Origin of the sequence: Cellvibrio sp. PSBB023, assembly GCF_002007605.1 — a bacterium.
In the GTDB taxonomy this organism is placed as follows: domain Bacteria; phylum Pseudomonadota; class Gammaproteobacteria; order Pseudomonadales; family Cellvibrionaceae; genus Cellvibrio.
This window is the reverse complement of the sequence record NZ_CP019799.1, coordinates 2,818,018-2,835,695: the sequence shown is the minus strand read 5'-3', so window position 1 is coordinate 2,835,695 and position 17,678 is coordinate 2,818,018. Positions and strand designations below refer to the sequence as shown.

Below are 17,678 nucleotides of genomic sequence, written 5' to 3'. Positions count from 1 at the left end.
ATGCGCGCCATTCCTGTCACCCAAATCACAACTGGCGCGACTTTTGATAAGAAATGCCTTTTGCGGGCGATGAGTAACGCCCTTTGCAGGGCAACACCCTCTTTACATGACTTTCCGGATTCTGGGCCACTGGCTATGACGCAATTTGTTACTCCATCCTATTTCCTGTCCCGCTGGCTGGTGCTCGGCTCACTGCTGGCCTTGACCGCCTGTGGCGGGGGCAGCTCCGGCGGCGGCTCCAACGGTGGTCAAGCGCCTGATCCGGTCGTGGTGGATATTCCCGTGGCTTACATCCAGCGCCCGCTTCCGGTGGATGAAGACGGCGAGCCGGTCTACCCCGATGTGTTTATGCCGGACAGTTTTAATCCCGGCGGCGAACTTTACGTAAAAGCGCGCGCTACGACTCAGGCGGAGGTGGTGAATATCACCCGTAGCGCGTTTGAAAATGATGAATTTTTTGATGCGGAAACCCCCAATTATGACGTCAAGGATGTAGCCGCCCACCCGGACGGTAAGCGTCTGGTTTTTGCCATGCACGCCCCGCTCAACCCGGATCTGGACGAGGACGATCCTGCCCAGCCGACCTGGAATATCTGGGAATACAATCTGGCGACCAAACAATTGCGCCGGGTGATCAGCTCGACTTTTGAGGCGGAAAAAGGTGACGATGTCAGCCCGCGTTATTTACCGGACGGGCGCATCCTGTTCAGTTCCAATCGCCAAAAGCGCAGCAAGGAAATCCTGCTCGACGAAGGCAAACCCCAATTCGGCGCCGTCACCCAGCAGGACAACGACATCACCAGTTTTCTGCTGCACAGCGTAAAAGACGACGGCACTGACATTCAGCAACTCAGTTATCACCTCAGCCACGACCTGCAGCCGCAAGTCATGCCCAATGGCCGGTTGGTGTTCCTGCGCTGGAGCGGCGAGCGCCTCAGCTTTTACAGCGCCAATCCCGATGGCACCGATGTGCAGCGCTACTTTGGTGATGCCAGCCTCAACCCGGAGGAACTCCCTGAGGGGGTGACCGAAGTGCCGCGCCTGCTGCGTCCACAAGTGTTGCCCGATGGTCGTCTTGCCGCCATCTATGTGCAAAATGGCCTGCAACTGGGTGGCGATATGGTAGTGGTCGATGGCGCTGCCGCGCTGGAAGGGCAGGTGCAATCTCTGTCGATTAAACCGGTGAATATCGCAACGGATCTGGTCTCCCTGCACGGCCGTTTTGCATCCCTGTCGCCACTTTACGATGGCACCAATCGCCTGCTGGTCAGTTGGAGCCAATGCCGCTTGCTGGAAACGGCGACCGAGCGCTTGCAGCCTTGCTTGCCAACCCTTTTGGTTGATGGTGTGCCGGTGGCAGGTTATGAAGAGGCGCCACCTTTTTATGGCCTGTGGATTTACGACCTGAACAACCAAACCCAATTGCCCGTGGTATTGGCGGAGAATGACAAGGTATTTACCGAGGCCTTGGCGCTGGAACAGAACGCCTACAACCCGACCTACATCGCACCAGCCACTGACCCTGACCTCGCCGCACGCAACCTCGGCTTGCTGCATATCCGCAGTGTTTATGATCTGGACGGCGCCTTTAATGCCATGAACTCCGGCGCCGCCGATTTGCAGGCGATGATCGCCCGCCCTGTCGACCAACGTCCCGCCCGCTTTATCCGTTTGGTGAAAGCCGTCTCCCGCGCCGATGACGATACCCTGGACGATCAGGATGACAATATTTACGGCAACCTTTTCAACGCTAATAACGGCATTCAGGAAATCCTCGGCTATGCGCCTGTGGAGGCCGATGGTTCGGTGATGGTGACAGTGCCTGCCGATGTTGCCTTTTCACTGGAAATCCTCGACCGCAATGGCCGCCAAATCAGCGCTAACCACAACACCTATTTGCAATTGCGCCCGGGTGAAAAAATGACGTGCAATGGTTGTCATGCTGCCACCAACACCACAGCGGTGCATGGTCGTAAAGATCTCGAAGCAAGTGCTTTAAATAATGGTTCACTAGGCATTAATTTCCCCAATACACAGCGTTATTTGCCATTGGGTATCTTTGTTACACCAAGTGTTGGTGAGACGATGGCCGAATTTGCTGCTCGTTCTACCTATTGTGAAGATCCTTTGGATGGAACTACCTGCTATGACATGGCTGGCCCAGGTCAGGAACGCAACCTGCGTAATCCTAACGTCGATCTATTTTTTCGGGATGAATGGGCTGCGCCTGGGGTGCCGCGTGCAGAGACGATTAATATTGAGTACAACGCTCTTATTCCCGGCGCTAATGCTGATCAAATTCCTGCACCAACACCTGAAGCCTGTCGTGAAGAATCCAGTTGGAATGCCAATTGTCGGGTAGTGATTAATTACGAGTATCACATCCAGCCGCTGTGGGAGCGCGAGCGCGACCCTATGACGGTTACAGATCCAGAGTTGATGATCGATAAAACCGCCAATACCTGCGTCGCCTGTCACTCACCTACGGATGCCGACGGCAATTTGCAGGTGCCTTCAGCACAGTTGAATCTGCTGCGTACCAAAGAAAATGCCAACAGCCAAATGCGCGCCTATTTGCAATTGCTAAACGGCAACCAGCGGCAAATTCAATTTATTTACGAAGGCAGTCTGGCGGTATTGCTGCCCGTGTGCGAATTTGAAGACAACTACGATTTCATTCCCCAGTGCGACGTATTGCTGGATGATGACGGCGTGCCTACCTGTGAAGGTGTCGCCAATTGTCCGTTTGAAATCGCCAATGAAGAAACCGGTGAATTGCAGTTGGATGCCATGGGCAATCCCGTGCCGCGCATGGTGAACACCGGCTTCCTGCCGCCGCCGATGAGTCGAGGTGGTGCGCGAGCCAGTGGTACCTTCTTTAATAAATTTGAAAACAATGGCACGCATATGGGATTCTTGAACGCGGCGGAGCTAAAACTGCTCTCCGAGTGGCTGGATACCAATGGCCGCTATTACACCAACCCGTTTGAGTTGGCTTTACCTAATTAAAGAGCCTAACTAAAGAACTTAACTAAAGAGCCCAACTAAAAAAGCAAAACAACAATGACAAGAATCATCACCACAACAATTGAGACCAAGGCATGATTGCCAGTGCACGCAGAATCCTGAAAGGGCGCTATCTAGTAATGAGCTTGTTGCTCTGTGTAGCGCTGCCTACACAGGCGCAGTGGTTTAATTGGTTTTCCGCCGATGAACCACTGCAAGTCACCGTGGACGATGCCTTTATCAATGTGTATTCCGGCCCAGGGCGCGGCTACCCAATATTCCATGTGGTCGAGCGCGAAGAAGTCATCACCCTGCTATACAGCCGCACCGATTGGATCAAAATCAAAACCAAACGCGACCTTGAAGGCTGGATTAAACGCGACGACATGAAGCTCACCCTGTCACCCGATGGCAGCAAGCCGGATTTCCCCGACAACCAGCAAGCGGATTATTTGGTGGATCGTTTTGAGTTGGGCGCTGCCTATGGCGATTTTGCCGGTGCAGACAGCTTGACCATTAATTTAGGGTATCGCTTCACTAAAAATTTATCGGCAGAAGTGCGCTACGGGGAAAATACCGGCCAGTTTTCGGATAGTCAGATCCTCGCTGCCGCTGTGCTCTTTCAACCCTTTCCCGAATGGCGGGTCTCGCCCTTTTTCAGTGTTGGCAGCGGTAAGATCAAAACCTTTCCCAGTGCCACGCTGGTCGAAACAGAAGACCGCGATGACAATGTGATGCAAGCCAGTCTGGGCGCTTATGTACATCTCACCGGGCGCCTGTTTTTGCGCGCGGATTACACCAATCATTACGTGCTCACCAGTCGTAATACCAACGAAGAGGTTAATGAATGGAAACTCGGTTTCAACGTCTTTTTCTAAGCGCATTGCTGCTTGGGATTTTCAGCATCACCCAACCTGCATTCGCGCAAGATGAAGGCAGCGATGAGGATGAGCTGGAGCAGGTCATCACGCCCGATATTAAACGTCGCCACATTAAAGAAGACGATTTGGATACGGAAAATTTTGAGCTGGGGGTGTTTTACGGATTTTTATCCATAGAAGATTTCGGCACCAACGGAGTGGCCGGTTTTACGCTCGCCTATCACATCACCGAAAGCTTTTTTGTGGAGGCGGCCTATGGCACCAGTAAAACACAAAAGACCAGCTACGAATTATTGAGTGGCGGCGTTGAACTCTTGACCGGAGATCAACGCGATCTGGCGTATTACAACGTGTCGCTGGGCTACAATTTTTTGCACGGCCAAATTTTTATGTCGGATAAGTGGACCTTCAACAATCACTTTTATTTGATGGCGGGTGCAGGCAATACCGATTTTGCCGCAAAAGATTATTTCACTACCACCATCGGCGCGGGTTTGCGCTTTTACACCACCGACTGGTTGGCGCTGGATTTAAGTATGCGCGGGCACAGCTTTGAACATGAGCTGTTTGGTGAGGCAAAACGCATTACCAATTTGGAGTCGCGTTTAGGCCTGTCAGTATTTTTCTAATTCAGAATTTTTTTTGAATCGATGTGGAGTTGATTATGGTATCGCACAGACTGTTACATAAAAAAATGGCAACGATTGCCGCCGCAATTGCACTGGGTTTGAGTTCGCTCGTCGCTATGGCGGAACCTGCGCCGGATTTCACCTTGCCCAGCAGCAGCGGTGAAAATGTGCGTTTGGCAGAACAGCGCGGTCAGGTAGTGATGCTCAATTTCTGGGCCTCCTGGTGCGGCCCCTGCCGTCAGGAAATGCCACTGTTGGATGAAATGTCCAAACGCTACAGCAGTGCCGGTTTCGTGCTCTATGGCGTGAATGTGGAAGAGGACAATACCGATGCAAAAAAACTTATCCAGCAGCTCGGTGTTACCTTCCCGATTTTGTATGATGCCGAGAGCAAAGCGAGCAGCCTTTACAACGTGGACGCTATGCCAACCACGGTGTTAATCGATAAAAAAGGTGAAATTCGTTTCGTGAATCGCGGCTACAAACCGGGCGACGAAAATAAATACCGCGACCAAATCCGTGAGCTGATTAAAGAATGATAGCGCGCCTCTCCCTGCTGCTGGCGATGCTGTTGTGCATCGCCGCCTGTAGCCCCATCAAGCCGTGGGTCAAACCCTATGAACGCCAAAAAATTGCGGATGAAATCATGAGTTTTGATCGTGATCCGGTAGCGGGTAGTTATTTGCATCACGTTTATGATGCGCGCGAAGCCGCGCGCGGCGGTGATGGCGCATCGGGAGGTGGCTGTGGCTGTAATTAATCGCCTGCTGATTTTAGGTATTACCTTGGCGGCCAGTATCGCGCAGGCAGCGGTATTGCCGGATGAACGCATCGATGTGCTTTATCATGGTTACGATGGTGGCGGCGCACAAATTGATGGCCCCTCTATTTTAGTACGCAAAAGTATTGGCAGTTCGGTATCTGTCGCCGCCAATTATTATGTGGATATGGTGAGTAGTGCGTCGATCGACGTAGAGGCCACTGCAAGCCCCTACAGCGAAGAGCGCAAAGAACAGGGGCTGAGTGCGCAATACATGATTGACCGCTCAACCATTTCGGTTGGCTACGTCAGCAGTAAAGAAAATGACTACGATGCAACTACCTACAGCTTTGGTATAGATCAAAGTTTTTTCGGTGATTTAACCACGCTGGGTTTTGGTGTGAGTTTAGGCGAGGACGTTGTTGGCCAAAATACAGACCCGACCTACAAGCGCGATTTGCAGCGGCGTAAGTACAGCATTAACGCATCGCAAATCATCACTAAAAATCTATTGGCCTCACTCAGTTTTGATTCGGCGACCGATCAGTGTTTGAACCTGGCGGATACAGAAAGTTGTTTGAATAACCCCTATCGCTCTGTGCGCTATCTTACGGGAACCGGCGGGTACGCCTACCAAACGGAAGTGTATCCCCACACGCGCAATAGCGATGCTGTTGGGCTGCGCGCTATTTATTTTTTACCTTACCGCGCTTCGCTGCGCGCTGAGCTTCGTCAATTTTCGGACAGTTGGGGAATTGATGCCGAGAATGCCGAACTGCGTTATTTGCATCCCTACGGCGAACGCTTTTTGTTTGAGGTGAAATACCGCATGTACAAGCAAACGGCGGCAGATTTCTATGAGGATCTCTTCCCCTTTCGCAATGCACAAAACTATCTCGCCCGCGACAAAGAGCTGAGTCCGTTTTCATCCACAGTACTTGGCTTGGGCGTCACCTATAAAATGCCCGCGGGTACTATTCCCTGGTTTCAAAAAAGCACCGTTAATCTCTACTGGGATCACTTCAATATCGACTACGACGACTTCCGCGATGCCCGTGTATCGCCCACCGAGTTCGCCGCTGGTAGCGAACCACTGTACAGCTTGCAGGCAGATGTGATCCGCTTTTATTTGTCGTTTTGGTTTTAACTCCGCAGTTTCCCGCTGTTGATCCGGCGCAAGCTATCGCCCGTAAGGGTGATATTTTGCGCCTCGGTCTCTATAATCCCGAGCCATTTGGGCCGTTGTAGGTAATGGCCGTATTACTCTTCCGCTACTAAAAGTGAGTGAACTGTGTCCCCCGAGCAGATAGTGATTGTCGATTATGACGCGACCTGCGCCGCAGGAAGCGGGATGGATGAACTGCGTGCAGCGCTTGCGAATCAACGCTCCGGCTTGCGTGCCAACGATTTCCCCGGCTGTGATTTACCGACCTGGATTGGCCGCGTCGCCGCTATTGATGAATACGTTTTTTCGCCGGCGTTAGCGCAGTGGAAGAGCCGCAATAATGCGCTCATCGCCTTGGGGTTACAGCAGGGCTCGTTGCAGCAATCGCTTGCCGAATTGGTTGAGCGTTTTAGTTCGGCGCGCATCGGTGTGGTGATGGGTTCCAGCACATCCAGTATTGACCGCTCGGAAGAGGCTTATCGCCAACTGGATGCGCAAGGCCAATTGCCGCCGCAATTCCTGCAAGAGCAGGTATTGAATCCGCATGCGCCGGGTTTGTTTGTTGCTGAATTGTTGGGGTTGGATGGCCCCAATATGACGGTGAATACCGCCTGTTCCTCCTCTGCCAAAGTCTTTGCTACCGCCGCTCGCTGGTTGCGCGCCGGTATTGTGGACGCGGTCTTGGTCGGCGGTGCCGATACTCTCTGCCAGAGCGTGCTTTACGGTTTCCACTCGCTGCAGTTGGTGTCTGAATCCCCTTGCCGTCCCTTTGATGGTACGCGCGATGGCATCAACCTGGGTGAAGCTGCTGGCTTTGCAATTCTTGTACGCGGCAGCGACGCCCAAGGCATTGAGCACGCAGGCATTCAGGTCAGCGGTTACGGCGAAAGCTCGGATGCACACCATATGTCTCACCCGCACCCCGAAGGCGAGGGTGCGCGTTTGGCGATTGAGCAGGCGCTGGAACAGGCGGGTTTGGTACCGGCGCAAATCGACTATATCAACCTGCACGGCACTGCCAGTCGCGCTAATGATCATATTGAAGGCAATCTGGTTGGCACCATGTTTCCTGCGTCCACGCTGGCCAGTTCCACCAAAGGCTGGACCGGGCACACCTTGGGGGCGGCGGGAATTCTGGAGTCCATTTTTGCGCTGGAGGCGCTGCGCTCCGGTTTGGTGCCGGGAACTCTGAACTTGACGCAGGTTGACCCTGAGATCGCCATCAGCATGAGCGCCGCCAACCAAACCGCAGACCTAACCCATGTAATGAGCAACTCCTTCGGCTTTGGCGGCAACAACGCCTGCCTGATTTTTAGCCGTGTGGAGGTGGCAATATGAGTGCGTCACACAACAACCCCGCGAACATAGCGGTAGATTTGGTCGGCATTGGCGCTTGGGGGCCAGCGTTTAATAACTGGGTCGAGCTGCAGGCGCTGTTTGCCAATCCAGCCATTGGTGAGGATTTGCAGTGGGCAACCCAAGTGCCTAAACCAGAAATTATCCCCGCTAACGAACGCCGCCGTGCGCCCTTACCGGTGCGCGCCGCTGTTGAGGTGAGCTGGCAGGCTTTGCAGCAAGCGGGTTTGGCATCCAGCGATGTGGCCTGCGTATTTGGCTCGGGTTTGGGCGATACCGAGATTACCGACTATATGTGTCGGGTGCTCACCACCGCCGAAAAGCAGTTATCGCCGACGAAATTCCACAATTCGGTGCATAACGCTGCTGCTGGGTATTGGACAATCAGCACCGGCTGTATGAAGTCCGCCAACTCCATCGCTGCCTATCAGAACACCGCCGGTTTGGCGCTGTTGGAGGCGATGATCCAGTGCCAGCAACACAGCGAGCCGGTACTGGTGACCCTGTTTGATACCGCCGCGCACGATGCTTATCGCCAAATTTTCGCCTGCGAACATAGCTTTGCGGCCGCGCTGCTGATTGTGCCTGCTGGCTCGGCAGCGGCTCCCCTTGCGCGCTTGACCATGAGCGATGACTCAGCTGCAACACCTTCCATTCCTGTGTTACCCCATGAGTTGTTGGGCAATTTGTACCGCGATAACCCTGCCGCCAAAGTGCTCGGGTTGCTGCAACAACTGGCTGTAAAAACGCCTGGGCAGAGCCGTTTTGCCCTCAGCCCGGCCCGCGCGCTTAATCTTGATGTGAGTTTTTAGGTGATGACTCAAAAGTTGTCTTATTGGGATGTGATTATCGCCGGCGGCGGTCTGGCCGGTTTGGGTTTGGCCAAGCAGCTAAAACAGGCGAATTCCGAATTGACCATAGTCGTGGTGGAAAAGCAGGGCTTTCCGCGCCCGCGCGCCATTGCCAAAGTCGGCGAATCCACGGTGGAAATTGGTTCTCACTATTTGTCGCATCATTTGGGGTTGATGCAGCACCTCAAGGAAAATCACCTCAAAAAGTTTGGTATCCGTATCTTCTTTGGCGCGCCAGCCGATGACTTTGCCCAACAGGACGAGCTGGGCGCCAGCCAAACCTTTGGTATTCCCACCTACCAAATCGACCGTGGCGATATTGAAAATCACCTCGCCGATGAGGTGCGCGCACTGGGCGTCACCCTGATAGACCAAGCCGATATCCTGCAATTGGATACCAGAGTTGAGACCGATTCCGCGCATGACAAACAACTGGTGATTCGCACCGCCGCTGGCGAGCAAACCCTAATCAGCCACTGGCTGGTGGATACCGCTGGACGCGCCGGTTTGCTAAAAAATCACTTGAATCTCGCCGCCAAAAACGAACACAAATCCAACGCCATCTGGTTTCGAGTGGATCGCAAAATTACCCTAGACGACTGGTGCAATAGTCCCGAATGGCACGCCCGCTGTATGCCCGAAGGGCGCCGCTGGCTGAGCACCAATCACCTGGTGGGACCCGGTTACTGGGTGTGGATTATCCCGCTTGCCTCGGGTGTAACCAGTATCGGCATAGTGATGGATGATCTCGCGTTTGATGCCGCTGCAATTAGCGACCAAACCTCGGCCATGACATGGCTGGCACAGCATCAACCGCGCTGTGCAGTGGCGATTGGCGATGCCAGATTCCTCGATTTTGTGGTGCTGCAGGATTATTCCTACGATTGCAAACAACTGTTCAGCGACCAGCGTTGGGCGGTGGCAGGCGAGGCCGGTGTTTTTGCCGATCCTTTTTACTCGCCCGGCAGCGACTTTATCGCCTTCGCCAACGGATTTATTTGCTCGCTTATCATCGAGGAGCGGCGCGGGCAAGACATCCGCGTGCAAACGGTCGTCTATGAGCGCCTGCTGCGTTCCATCTACCAAAACACCTTGTCGCTCTACACTGGTCAATACGGTGGTTTTGGTGACCGGGTGATGATGGGCTTAAAACTCCTGTGGGATTACAGCTACTACTGGGGCGTGCTCTCGCTGCTGTATTTCCGCGATGCGCTTTGCGACTTTGAACGTATTCGCCCACTGGCGGGCGAGCTGCACAAGGCGCAGCAACTGAATCAATCGATCCAGGCCCTGTTCCGCCAACGTGCCGAGCGCCGCTTGCAGCTGCCTAATCGCGGCGTGTTTATGGATCAATACCAAATCCCCTGCCTGCAGTTTTTTAACAAGGTATTGATGGAAGACTCCAAGCTGCCGTTAGCGGACGAACTTGCGTGCAATATGACGAAAGTCGAACAGGTGGCCGAAGCTGTGCGGGATATGTTGGGGGAAATGCCCAGTCTTGACATTAGCGCTGCCGAGCGCGAGTTGTTGGGTGACTATCGGTTGAAGATATTAGGGAATGGCGGCTGAAAATTCTGGAGTGAGGCTATTAGCTGCGCAACTGCTGGTAAAACGCCAGCAGCTTCGCACGTGGCAATTTGCCGTTATCTTCGCGCGGCAGGGCATCCACCAGTAACAGTGGGCGCGGCATAAACACTGGGTCCAAATGGGCAGCAAAACGGGTACTGAGTTGTTGTTTGGTAATACCATTGCCCACCACCAAGGCCACTGGCCGGGTGATGGTTTGCTGGCCTGGCTCGGGCATAAATACCACACCATCCACCACGCCCGGTGTGGCCAATAAGAGTTTGTTCATTTCCTGTAGCGAGCCGCGTTTTCCGGCGATTTCAATCATATCGTCGCTGCGCCCGAGCAGGCGGAAAGCGCGGCCATCGCTAGTTTCGATGCGATCCTGCACCGGTTGCTGCTGCGGCAAGTGACTGCCGCGAATCACTGTTAACTCCTCAGCAAACTCCAATCCTTCAAATAGCCGCCACACATCGCCGTGCGCCGTGCGGCGGCGCGCCATAGAGCCGACTTCGCTGCAACCGTAAACCTCAATCAGATCGCCGCCAAAACAGCCTTCAGTTGCCTGCGCCAGCTCGGTGGATAAAGGTGCGGTGGCGCAGAGCAGTTGCTCCGTTTCCGGCATAGTCACGCCGCTGGATACCAAGGCGCGCAAGTGCACCGGTGTGCTGATCAGCAAGCGCGGTGCAGGCAATTGTTGCAGGGCGTTGGCGACATCCAATGGAAATAGTGGACGCTGATCGCTAATGCACAGGCGCGCAAACAACGGCAGTAGCAGAGACGTCTCCAGTCCCCACATATGCTGGGCGGGCACGGTCGCCAAGGCAAAACGCAGCGTATTGTGATAATCGCTGCCGAGCATTTCCTTCGCGTTCATCCGGCTGCTGGTGACAAAGGTATGCCAAGGCTTAAGGTTGGCTTTGGGCTGGCCGGTGGAGCCGGAAGTAAAGGCGATGGCGGCCAGCTGGCTGGCGGGAATCTGCGGAACATCGCACTCGGGTTCGCCGCGCAAATCTATCTGATTCAGGTTGAACGCTGGGCAGGGGGCGATCAGGTTGTCCAGTCCATCGTGCAGCACATAGCTGTCGGGATATTGCTCGCGCAGCAGCGTCTGGGTGGCGGTGGCGCGGTTTTGTGGTAGCAGGTTGGTCTGCCCGCGTACCAGTGCTGCGCAAAAACCAAGAGTGAATAAGTAGCGGTTATCGCAGAGATTGATGGTGTAACCCGCTTCAGGCAAGCGCGCCGCGAGGCGTTTTACCTGCCCGATAAACTCGTCCACACGGACGGCTGTCGGTTGCAAACCCAGCGCGGGCAGCATGGTGCTGACCCGGGCAAAACAATCATCGCTACGGCGTTCCAGCAGCGGCAGGTATTCCAACTCGGCAGTGCGCATGGCGAGCCTTAGCGCTTAGTTGCCGCTATTGTTCTGGACGAACTCGGTCAGCGAGGCGAGGGTGGCAAAGGCTTTGCGGGTGCGCTCGTCGTCGGCTTGCATTTGCACACCGTACTTTTGCGAAATGGCCAGGGCGATTTCCAGTGCATCAATCGAGTCCAGCCCAAGGCCGTCGCCGAACAGGGATTCGTCCGGTGCTATCTCACTCGCCGCAATATCTTCCAGATTCAGTGCTTCTACCAGTAATTCGGCCATTTCCAATTGGGCAGCGGTTTGCGCAGACATAGGTACCTCGGAGTTATTGTGGTGGTTCGGTGTAATCGACCTATTGTCGATGAAAAGCCGCGCAGTTTAACGGCTTTGTGCACCAAAATCATCCGACATGCCAGAGACTTACCTTAACGTGGCGGGTGTTTTTGGGTAAACTCGCGGCCTTTCACGTCATTTAGCCTTTACGATAAGACACTGCTATGCCAATGCTTCGCCAGGAATATTTACCCGCCAATGCGGTGCCTGATACCGCCCACCTGCTGGCTCAGCCCGGCGTGCTGGCCTTGGTGAGCTTTGGCGATGCCTGCGTTGCAGGAGCACAACCGGGCATTATTCCGCTGGGCATGCCGTCGCTGTGCGACAAGCCCTGGGAAGTCATTCGTTATGGCGATTCCATCGCCGAGCGCGGCACCGATGAGCACTGCCAGTGGAGCTTGATTGAGGATGTGCTTTGCGTCGCCACCTGGATTGCCCCTGAGGATTGCAGCGACATAGAGGCCGCCACCGAAGTGGCCTATGGCCGTTTGTTCCGCGTAATCCAAGCCAAGGGCTTTCCTTATCCCTTCCGCATCTGGAACTTCATGCCCGATATCAACAATGGCGATGGCGACCGCGAGGAATACAAAAAATTCTGCGTGGGGCGCCAGCGTGCGTTTGATGACTACCATGTGGCGCCGCAGGAATATCCCGCCGCTTCGGCGCTCGGGCACCACACCAAGGGCGCGGTGATTTACTTGCTGGCCGGGCGCAATTCCGGCGTGCACCACGAAAATCCACGCCAGCAACCGGCTTATCAATACCCGCGTGAATACGGCCCAACCAGTCCCAGCTTTGCCCGTGCCACCAGTCTTGCGCTACGCAGCAAGGAGCAGGTGTTTGTCTCCGGCACCGCCAGTATCATCGGTCACAACACCCAAGCGGTGGGCGATCTGGAGCAGCAGTTGACGATTACGCTCGACAATATCCAGCACTTGTTGGTGCATGTTGGGCAGGGCGAGAGCGAGCTGAGCGGGGTGCGTGTCTATCTTCGTCATCCACAGGATTTGGCGGTTGCGCGCGCTTTTTTCGCGGCGCGCCTGCCAGCATTGGCAGTGAACTTTATCCATGCGGATATCTGCCGCAGCCAACTGCTGGTTGAGGTTGAAGCCTTGGCTTCACCCCGGCTATGAGCCAGCTCAATCGTTGTTGGCGCCTGCTGGCGACAGCATTTTCCTTTGCACTGTTTGGGGTGGGCGCCCTGTTATTAGCGCTCTTGTTGGCGCCGCTGATCCGGCTATTGCCCTGGTCCGAGACGCGTCGGCGCCAGTTAGCCCGCCACTCTATCCAGCGTTGGGTGTGGCTTTATGTGCGTATCATGCGCGGCTTGGGGTTGTTTACGGTCGAGTTTGATGGCGTGGACGCGCTCAAACAGCCGGGTGTTTTAGTCGTCGCCAATCATCCCACGCTGTTGGATGCGGTGTTGTTAATGGCGGTGATGCCCAATGCGACCTTTATTGTCAAAGCCGCTATGGCGCATAACCCTATTACCTGTTGGATTGTGTCCCTCGCCGGTTATATTCCCAATGACGAGGTGGGGGTGGAGCTGGTGGAGAAAGCCGCTGCCGCCCTGCGCACGGGTGAAACCCTGATGATTTTCCCCGAAGGCACGCGCACCCAGGGCGATACACTCATCCTCAAGCGCGGCGCGGCCAATATCGCACTGGCCGCAAACTGCCCGCTCCTGCCGGTGATGATCGACTGCCAGCCCATGACCTTGCGCAAAGGTGAGCCCTGGTATCACATCCCCGTGCGTGCGCCGCATTTTGTCTTGCGTGTATTGCCGCTGATGAGGTTGGAGGCTCTAGTGGACAGGACTCAGCCGCCCGGCCTGCAAGCGCGTGCACTTACCGCGGCGTTGCACAGAGGTTTACACCATGAGCTCAACAGCCGCTTGCACCATGCACTGCAGAACAAGCCTTAAAGCTTGTATAATCCCGCGCCGGTCGTGTTAAACGCGATGCCCTAAAAAGAATTAGCAAAAGATTCCCACTATGACCCATACCCGTGAAAGCCTGTTGGCCCGTATCACCGTGATACTGCAAGAACAATTTGATGTAGAGCCCGACTCCATCACGCCTGCGGCGCGTCTGCGCGAAGACCTGGACATCGACAGCATCGACGCGGTGAATTTGATGATTGAATTAAAGTCCATCACCGCCAAAAAAATCACCCTGGAAAATTTCCATCAAGTCAAAACTATCGGCGATCTGGCCGACGCGATCCTGGATTTTTTAAATCAGGATGCCCAAGGTCAGGCCGCCAACTAATGCAGCGTCGCCGCGAGCCAAGTGCACTGCTCAGTGTGGATACCGCCATCACTGTGCCGTTTTTTGATGTGGATTCCATGAACATCGTCTGGCACGGGCACTACTGCAAATATTTGGAAGTGGCGCGCTGTAATTTGCTGGATAAACTCGGTTACAACTACACCGATATGAAGCAGTCGGGTTTTATGTTTCCGATTGTGGACATGCAAATCAAATACATCCAGCCGTTAGTGTTTGAACAGCAAGTAATAGTCACCGCGAGTTTGATTGAGTGGGAATATCGCCTGAAAATTCACTATGTGATTCGCGATGCGCTCACCGGTGCCGTGCTCAGTAAAGCCCACACAGTACAAGCCGCCGTGGATGCTGAGACAAAATTGCTGCGTATCGGCTGTCCGGATGCGCTGCTTGATAAAGTGAAACTGCTCGCGCCTTAAGGTGCGGGTTCTGATTGAAAAACCTCTTCTGGATAGCACCGCGATTATCTATGAAAAAAATAATATTGCTGTTCTTGTGTGGGCTGGTAGTGCCGGTTAGCGCTTTGGCGATGGCCGCAGATGATGTGCTGGATGGCTATTTACCGGAAGGTTGTTATCAAGCCGGTCGCTATGAACAGCAAAAATCCATCGCCGGTATGAACAAACTGCTGGAGACACAGGGCAGTTTTGCATTTGCCTGCGACAGGGGCTTGCTTTGGCACACGGCAGTACCGCTCAATGAAACCCTGGTTTACCAAATGCAAGGTGCTACGCAATTAGTGCAGGCGGATGGCAGCCGTCAAAAACTCTCCGGCACCTTGCAGCGTCACCTTGGGCAAATGCTCAATAATTTAATTGGTGGCAATCGCCTCTATTTGCAAAAAACCTTTGTGATTGCGAAGACGGACACTGGTATTCGCCTCACTCCACGCAAAAAACGTATGGAAAAGTTTTTACGCACAATTGATATAACGCGCACCAGTGATGCTGTCACTATTCGCATGCAACATCAGGGCGACGAATTCACCGCAATTCGCGTCTATCAGCTGCAGCAGTTGCAGAACCTGACAGCCGGTCAATGTGAACAGCTAACAACCGACCCGGCACATTCGCTTGCATCGGCGTGCCAACAATTATTTACTCCCTGATTAATTCCTGAATGAGCGTTCTATGACGCAGCATGCTTATCGGCGCTGGTGCAGTGCCATCCTGTTGTTACTGACATTGGTTGCCTGTTTTTGCTTGTGGTCAGTCAGTCGCAGCGGCCTGCAAATTGATACCAACCTGCGCAGCCTTTCCCCCTCATTTTCAGTGGATCTGGCGGTCAATAAAGCGCTCAATAAAATGTCCTCCAACGCGGCCCAGCAATTCATTCTGGTATTGGTGCACCCGGATGAAGACCGCGTTGCTGATGCCAGTGAACAACTGCGTGAATTCATTGAAAACGATAAAGGCATCATTCGCTATATCGATCAAGGTGCACTGGTCGATAGCTATATTGCCCAACTCAAACAACACCCCTTCCATATCCTCGGTGCACAAGCACAAACAACACTGGCGCAGCAAGATCCTGTTGCCATTTTGCGTTTAGGTGAAACCAATCTCTATGGCAGTGGCGGTGTGTTACGCCTGCTGCCTGTCGCGCAGGACCCTTTCGGTTTTGCCAATGAATATGCCGTTGGTTTATTGGATCGCCTGGCGCTCAATACTGGCGATGAAATACAGCAAGTCAAACGCGGCAATGAAACCCTGTTTATTTCTGCGCACCTGTTGCAAATCAATAGCGATGCGCTGGAAATGAACCAGCAGGATCTGGCGCTGCTCAGCATCAACCAATTTATTGCCCAACTTAAAAGCCAATATCCCGATGTGGACATTGTGCAATCGGGTATTTTATTTTTTGCAGCAGATGCAGCGCAGTCTGCGCGCGCCGATATAGACACCATCAGCACCGGTTCCATGATTGGTGTATTGCTGTTGGTGTTGTGGATATTTCGCGGTCCCCGTGCGCTGTTATTGCCGGCATTGTCGATCGGTATGGGGCTGGCTTTTGCATTTAGCATTTGCCACTACTGGTTTGGTTCCATTCATGTGCTTACGCTGGTATTTGGTTCCAGCCTGATCGGTGTGGTGGTGGATTACGCGCTGCATTTTTACTATTTCCACGCCCATCACCCGCAAAGTGAAAATCGCCTGCCGCTTTATCGCGCTTTATTTTTGAGTTTATTGACCAGCGTGATTGGCTTTAGTGCATTGGGTTGGTCGGGGCTGGCTGCCTTGCAGCAAGTTGCTATTTTCGCCGCGCTCGGGCTGGTTTACGCGTGGTTAATGGTGATTGCGGTTGGCCACTACCTGACCAAAGGGGTAAAAGTTTACGATTCCGGTTTGCAGAAAATTATTGTGGGATTGCTGCAACTATTTGGAAAAATTCCCGCGCGCTGGCTGGTGCCTTTTGTAGTGCTGCTGTTGGCTGCCGGGTTTGCACTGAAGCAGTTTGAATTGCCGGTTAGCGACAGCCCTCGCAGTTTTTTTGCGGCTAATCCGCTGTTGATTGAGCAGGAAAAGCAGGTGAGCGATTGGGTGGCGAGCCACGAGCCAGCCAGTTTTATCGTGGTGCGAGGGGATGATACCCAGCAGGTTTATGATCGCATTGCCGCGGTACAGGCGGCCTTAAATAGTAACGCGACATTAACCGCTGCCCATGGCCCTGTTGCCCTCTTGGGCGCGCAACAATTTTTTCCTTCCCCGCAACAGCAGCAACGCAATTACCAACTTAACCAGACCTTGTACGCAGAGGGCGGGCTCGCACTGTCCTTTATTCAGCAGCATGAACTTACGGAGATATCCGCTGCTGACTTAAGCTTGAACTATGCCAGTCAAAAAAATTATCTGCTGGATCCTGCTGATTTTTTTGAGCGCGATGATGTGGCCTTGCCCCCGCTGTGGATTCAAAATGACGATGAGATCAACGCATTTTTATTGATTCCCAAAGGGTTGGATACCAAGCAGATAGCAGCGCAATTGGAGACAGTGAAAGGCGCCAGTTTTTTCAGTGCCATGCAGGATTCGGAAATGTCCATGAAAGTGTTGCGCCAGTCGGCTATGGAATTGCTGCTGCTGGCGCTACTGCTGATGGCACTGCTACTGCTTACCCGTTATCACTGGAAAAAAATGCTGCAGTTAATTGCTATTCCGGTATTTGCCGTCTCGGCCAGTTTTATCTTATTGGCGCTACTGAATATTCCACTGACGTTGTTTCATGTAATGGCATTATTTTTGGTGGTCGGTTTGGGCATGGACTATGTGATTTTCATTGCAGAAATGTCGGAAAACTCCGTGGAAACTTTATCGGCAGTGGCGATTTCATCCACCACTAATTTGCTGTCCTTTGGTTTATTAGGCTTAAGTGTTTTGCCGGCGGTGAGCGCCTTTGGTATCACCTTGTTTATTGGCAGTTGCCTGAATTTATTGGGCGCCTTGATTCTCGCCAGTCGTCAGTGGGTCAGCAAATAATTAT

The 17,678-nt window shown here is 53.6% G+C and carries 17 protein-coding genes; 15 read left to right on the top strand and 2 right to left on the bottom strand.

The window, feature by feature from the left end; genetic code table 11:
* The first annotated feature begins 135 nt into the window (after positions 1-135).
* The 9 genes from B0D95_RS12405 (at position 136) to B0D95_RS12365 (ending at position 10,217) form a co-directional block, all read left to right on the top strand.
* Entirely contained in the window at positions 136-3,009 is a 2,874-nt protein-coding gene (locus tag B0D95_RS12405; RefSeq protein WP_078044179.1) for a PD40 domain-containing protein, read from the top strand.
* 92 nt (positions 3,010-3,101) lie between these two features.
* On the top strand, positions 3,102-3,884 hold the full coding sequence (locus B0D95_RS12400; protein WP_078044178.1) for an SH3 domain-containing protein: 783 nt from the start codon (positions 3,102-3,104) through the stop codon (positions 3,882-3,884).
* Positions 3,854-4,516, top strand: coding sequence for an outer membrane beta-barrel domain-containing protein (locus B0D95_RS12395; protein ID WP_078044177.1), 663 nt, complete (start codon positions 3,854-3,856; stop codon positions 4,514-4,516). Before B0D95_RS12400 ends, B0D95_RS12395 begins: the two co-directional genes overlap by 31 nt.
* 35 nt (positions 4,517-4,551) lie before the next feature.
* Complete coding sequence (locus B0D95_RS12390) at positions 4,552-5,055, top strand: TlpA disulfide reductase family protein (RefSeq protein ID WP_078044176.1); 504 nt, start codon at positions 4,552-4,554, stop codon at positions 5,053-5,055.
* Positions 5,052-5,276 carry a DUF4266 domain-containing protein gene (locus B0D95_RS12385; RefSeq protein WP_078044175.1) on the top strand — a complete coding sequence of 75 codons (225 nt, stop codon included), beginning with the start codon at positions 5,052-5,054 and terminating at the stop codon, positions 5,274-5,276. Before B0D95_RS12390 ends, B0D95_RS12385 begins: the two co-directional genes overlap by 4 nt.
* Positions 5,263-6,423 (top strand): DUF3570 domain-containing protein, encoded by a 1,161-nt coding sequence (locus tag B0D95_RS12380; RefSeq protein WP_078044174.1) that lies wholly within the window; start codon positions 5,263-5,265, stop codon positions 6,421-6,423. Before B0D95_RS12385 ends, B0D95_RS12380 begins: the two co-directional genes overlap by 14 nt.
* A 144-nt stretch (positions 6,424-6,567) precedes the next feature.
* Entirely contained in the window at positions 6,568-7,779 is a 1,212-nt protein-coding gene (locus B0D95_RS12375; protein WP_078044173.1) for a beta-ketoacyl-[acyl-carrier-protein] synthase family protein, read from the top strand.
* The gene (locus tag B0D95_RS12370) at positions 7,776-8,609 is read left to right on the top strand and encodes a beta-ketoacyl synthase chain length factor (protein WP_078044172.1); all 834 of its coding nucleotides are present in this window, start codon (positions 7,776-7,778) and stop codon (positions 8,607-8,609) included. Before B0D95_RS12375 ends, B0D95_RS12370 begins: the two co-directional genes overlap by 4 nt.
* Before the next feature lie 3 nt (positions 8,610-8,612).
* Positions 8,613-10,217, top strand: coding sequence for an NAD(P)/FAD-dependent oxidoreductase (locus B0D95_RS12365; protein ID WP_078044171.1), 1,605 nt, complete (start codon positions 8,613-8,615; stop codon positions 10,215-10,217).
* Between the two features lie 19 nt (positions 10,218-10,236).
* On the opposite strand, the gene B0D95_RS12360 is transcribed toward B0D95_RS12365, so the two are convergent.
* Both B0D95_RS12360 and B0D95_RS12355 read right to left on the bottom strand, forming a co-directional pair.
* Positions 10,237-11,607 (bottom strand): AMP-binding protein, encoded by a 1,371-nt coding sequence (locus tag B0D95_RS12360; RefSeq protein WP_078044170.1) that lies wholly within the window; start codon positions 11,605-11,607, stop codon positions 10,237-10,239.
* A 15-nt stretch (positions 11,608-11,622) separates the two neighbouring features.
* A complete protein-coding gene (locus B0D95_RS12355; protein ID WP_078044169.1) occupies positions 11,623-11,892 on the bottom strand; it encodes a phosphopantetheine-binding protein in 270 nt (89 codons plus the stop codon).
* Between the two features lie 185 nt (positions 11,893-12,077).
* Between B0D95_RS12355 and B0D95_RS12350 the strand changes: the two genes are divergently transcribed.
* The 6 genes from B0D95_RS12350 (at position 12,078) to B0D95_RS12325 (ending at position 17,674) form a co-directional block, all read left to right on the top strand.
* Entirely contained in the window at positions 12,078-13,046 is a 969-nt protein-coding gene (locus tag B0D95_RS12350) for a hypothetical protein (protein WP_078044168.1), read from the top strand.
* Complete coding sequence (locus B0D95_RS12345) at positions 13,043-13,837, top strand: 1-acyl-sn-glycerol-3-phosphate acyltransferase (RefSeq protein WP_078044167.1); 795 nt, start codon at positions 13,043-13,045, stop codon at positions 13,835-13,837. The genes B0D95_RS12350 and B0D95_RS12345 overlap by 4 nt, the downstream gene beginning before the upstream one ends.
* Positions 13,838-13,907: 70 nt before the next feature.
* Complete coding sequence (locus B0D95_RS12340; RefSeq protein WP_078044166.1) at positions 13,908-14,183, top strand: acyl carrier protein; 276 nt, start codon at positions 13,908-13,910, stop codon at positions 14,181-14,183.
* A complete protein-coding gene (locus tag B0D95_RS12335; protein ID WP_078044165.1) occupies positions 14,183-14,620 on the top strand; it encodes a thioesterase family protein in 438 nt (145 codons plus the stop codon). The genes B0D95_RS12340 and B0D95_RS12335 overlap by 1 nt, the downstream gene beginning before the upstream one ends.
* A 50-nt stretch (positions 14,621-14,670) precedes the next feature.
* Positions 14,671-15,309 (top strand): outer-membrane lipoprotein carrier protein LolA, encoded by a 639-nt coding sequence (locus B0D95_RS12330; RefSeq protein WP_078044164.1) that lies wholly within the window; start codon positions 14,671-14,673, stop codon positions 15,307-15,309.
* Positions 15,310-15,331: 22 nt separating this feature from the next.
* A complete protein-coding gene (locus tag B0D95_RS12325; RefSeq protein WP_078044163.1) occupies positions 15,332-17,674 on the top strand; it encodes an MMPL family transporter in 2,343 nt (780 codons plus the stop codon).
* The last annotated feature ends 4 nt before the right edge of the window (positions 17,675-17,678 follow it).

Bases quoted from the DNA above. Each gene is read 5' to 3' on its own strand.
- B0D95_RS12405 (WP_078044179.1), top strand. From the start codon at position 136: ATGACGCAATTTGTTACTCCATCCTATTTCCTGTCCCGCTGGCTGGTG.
- B0D95_RS12400 (WP_078044178.1), top strand. From the start codon at position 3,102: ATGATTGCCAGTGCACGCAGAATCCTGAAAGGGCGCTATCTAGTAATG.
- B0D95_RS12395 (WP_078044177.1), top strand. From the start codon at position 3,854: ATGGAAACTCGGTTTCAACGTCTTTTTCTAAGCGCATTGCTGCTTGGG.
- B0D95_RS12390 (WP_078044176.1), top strand. From the start codon at position 4,552: ATGGTATCGCACAGACTGTTACATAAAAAAATGGCAACGATTGCCGCC.
- B0D95_RS12385 (WP_078044175.1), top strand. From the start codon at position 5,052: ATGATAGCGCGCCTCTCCCTGCTGCTGGCGATGCTGTTGTGCATCGCC.
- B0D95_RS12370 (WP_078044172.1), top strand. From the start codon at position 7,776: ATGAGTGCGTCACACAACAACCCCGCGAACATAGCGGTAGATTTGGTC.
- B0D95_RS12365 (WP_078044171.1), top strand. From the start codon at position 8,613: ATGACTCAAAAGTTGTCTTATTGGGATGTGATTATCGCCGGCGGCGGT.
- B0D95_RS12360 (WP_078044170.1), bottom strand. From the start codon at position 11,607: ATGCGCACTGCCGAGTTGGAATACCTGCCGCTGCTGGAACGCCGTAGC.
- B0D95_RS12355 (WP_078044169.1), bottom strand. From the start codon at position 11,892: ATGTCTGCGCAAACCGCTGCCCAATTGGAAATGGCCGAATTACTGGTA.
- B0D95_RS12350 (WP_078044168.1), top strand. From the start codon at position 12,078: ATGCCAATGCTTCGCCAGGAATATTTACCCGCCAATGCGGTGCCTGAT.
- B0D95_RS12345 (WP_078044167.1), top strand. From the start codon at position 13,043: ATGAGCCAGCTCAATCGTTGTTGGCGCCTGCTGGCGACAGCATTTTCC.
- B0D95_RS12340 (WP_078044166.1), top strand. From the start codon at position 13,908: ATGACCCATACCCGTGAAAGCCTGTTGGCCCGTATCACCGTGATACTG.
- B0D95_RS12335 (WP_078044165.1), top strand. From the start codon at position 14,183: ATGCAGCGTCGCCGCGAGCCAAGTGCACTGCTCAGTGTGGATACCGCC.
- B0D95_RS12330 (WP_078044164.1), top strand. From the start codon at position 14,671: ATGAAAAAAATAATATTGCTGTTCTTGTGTGGGCTGGTAGTGCCGGTT.
- B0D95_RS12325 (WP_078044163.1), top strand. From the start codon at position 15,332: ATGACGCAGCATGCTTATCGGCGCTGGTGCAGTGCCATCCTGTTGTTA.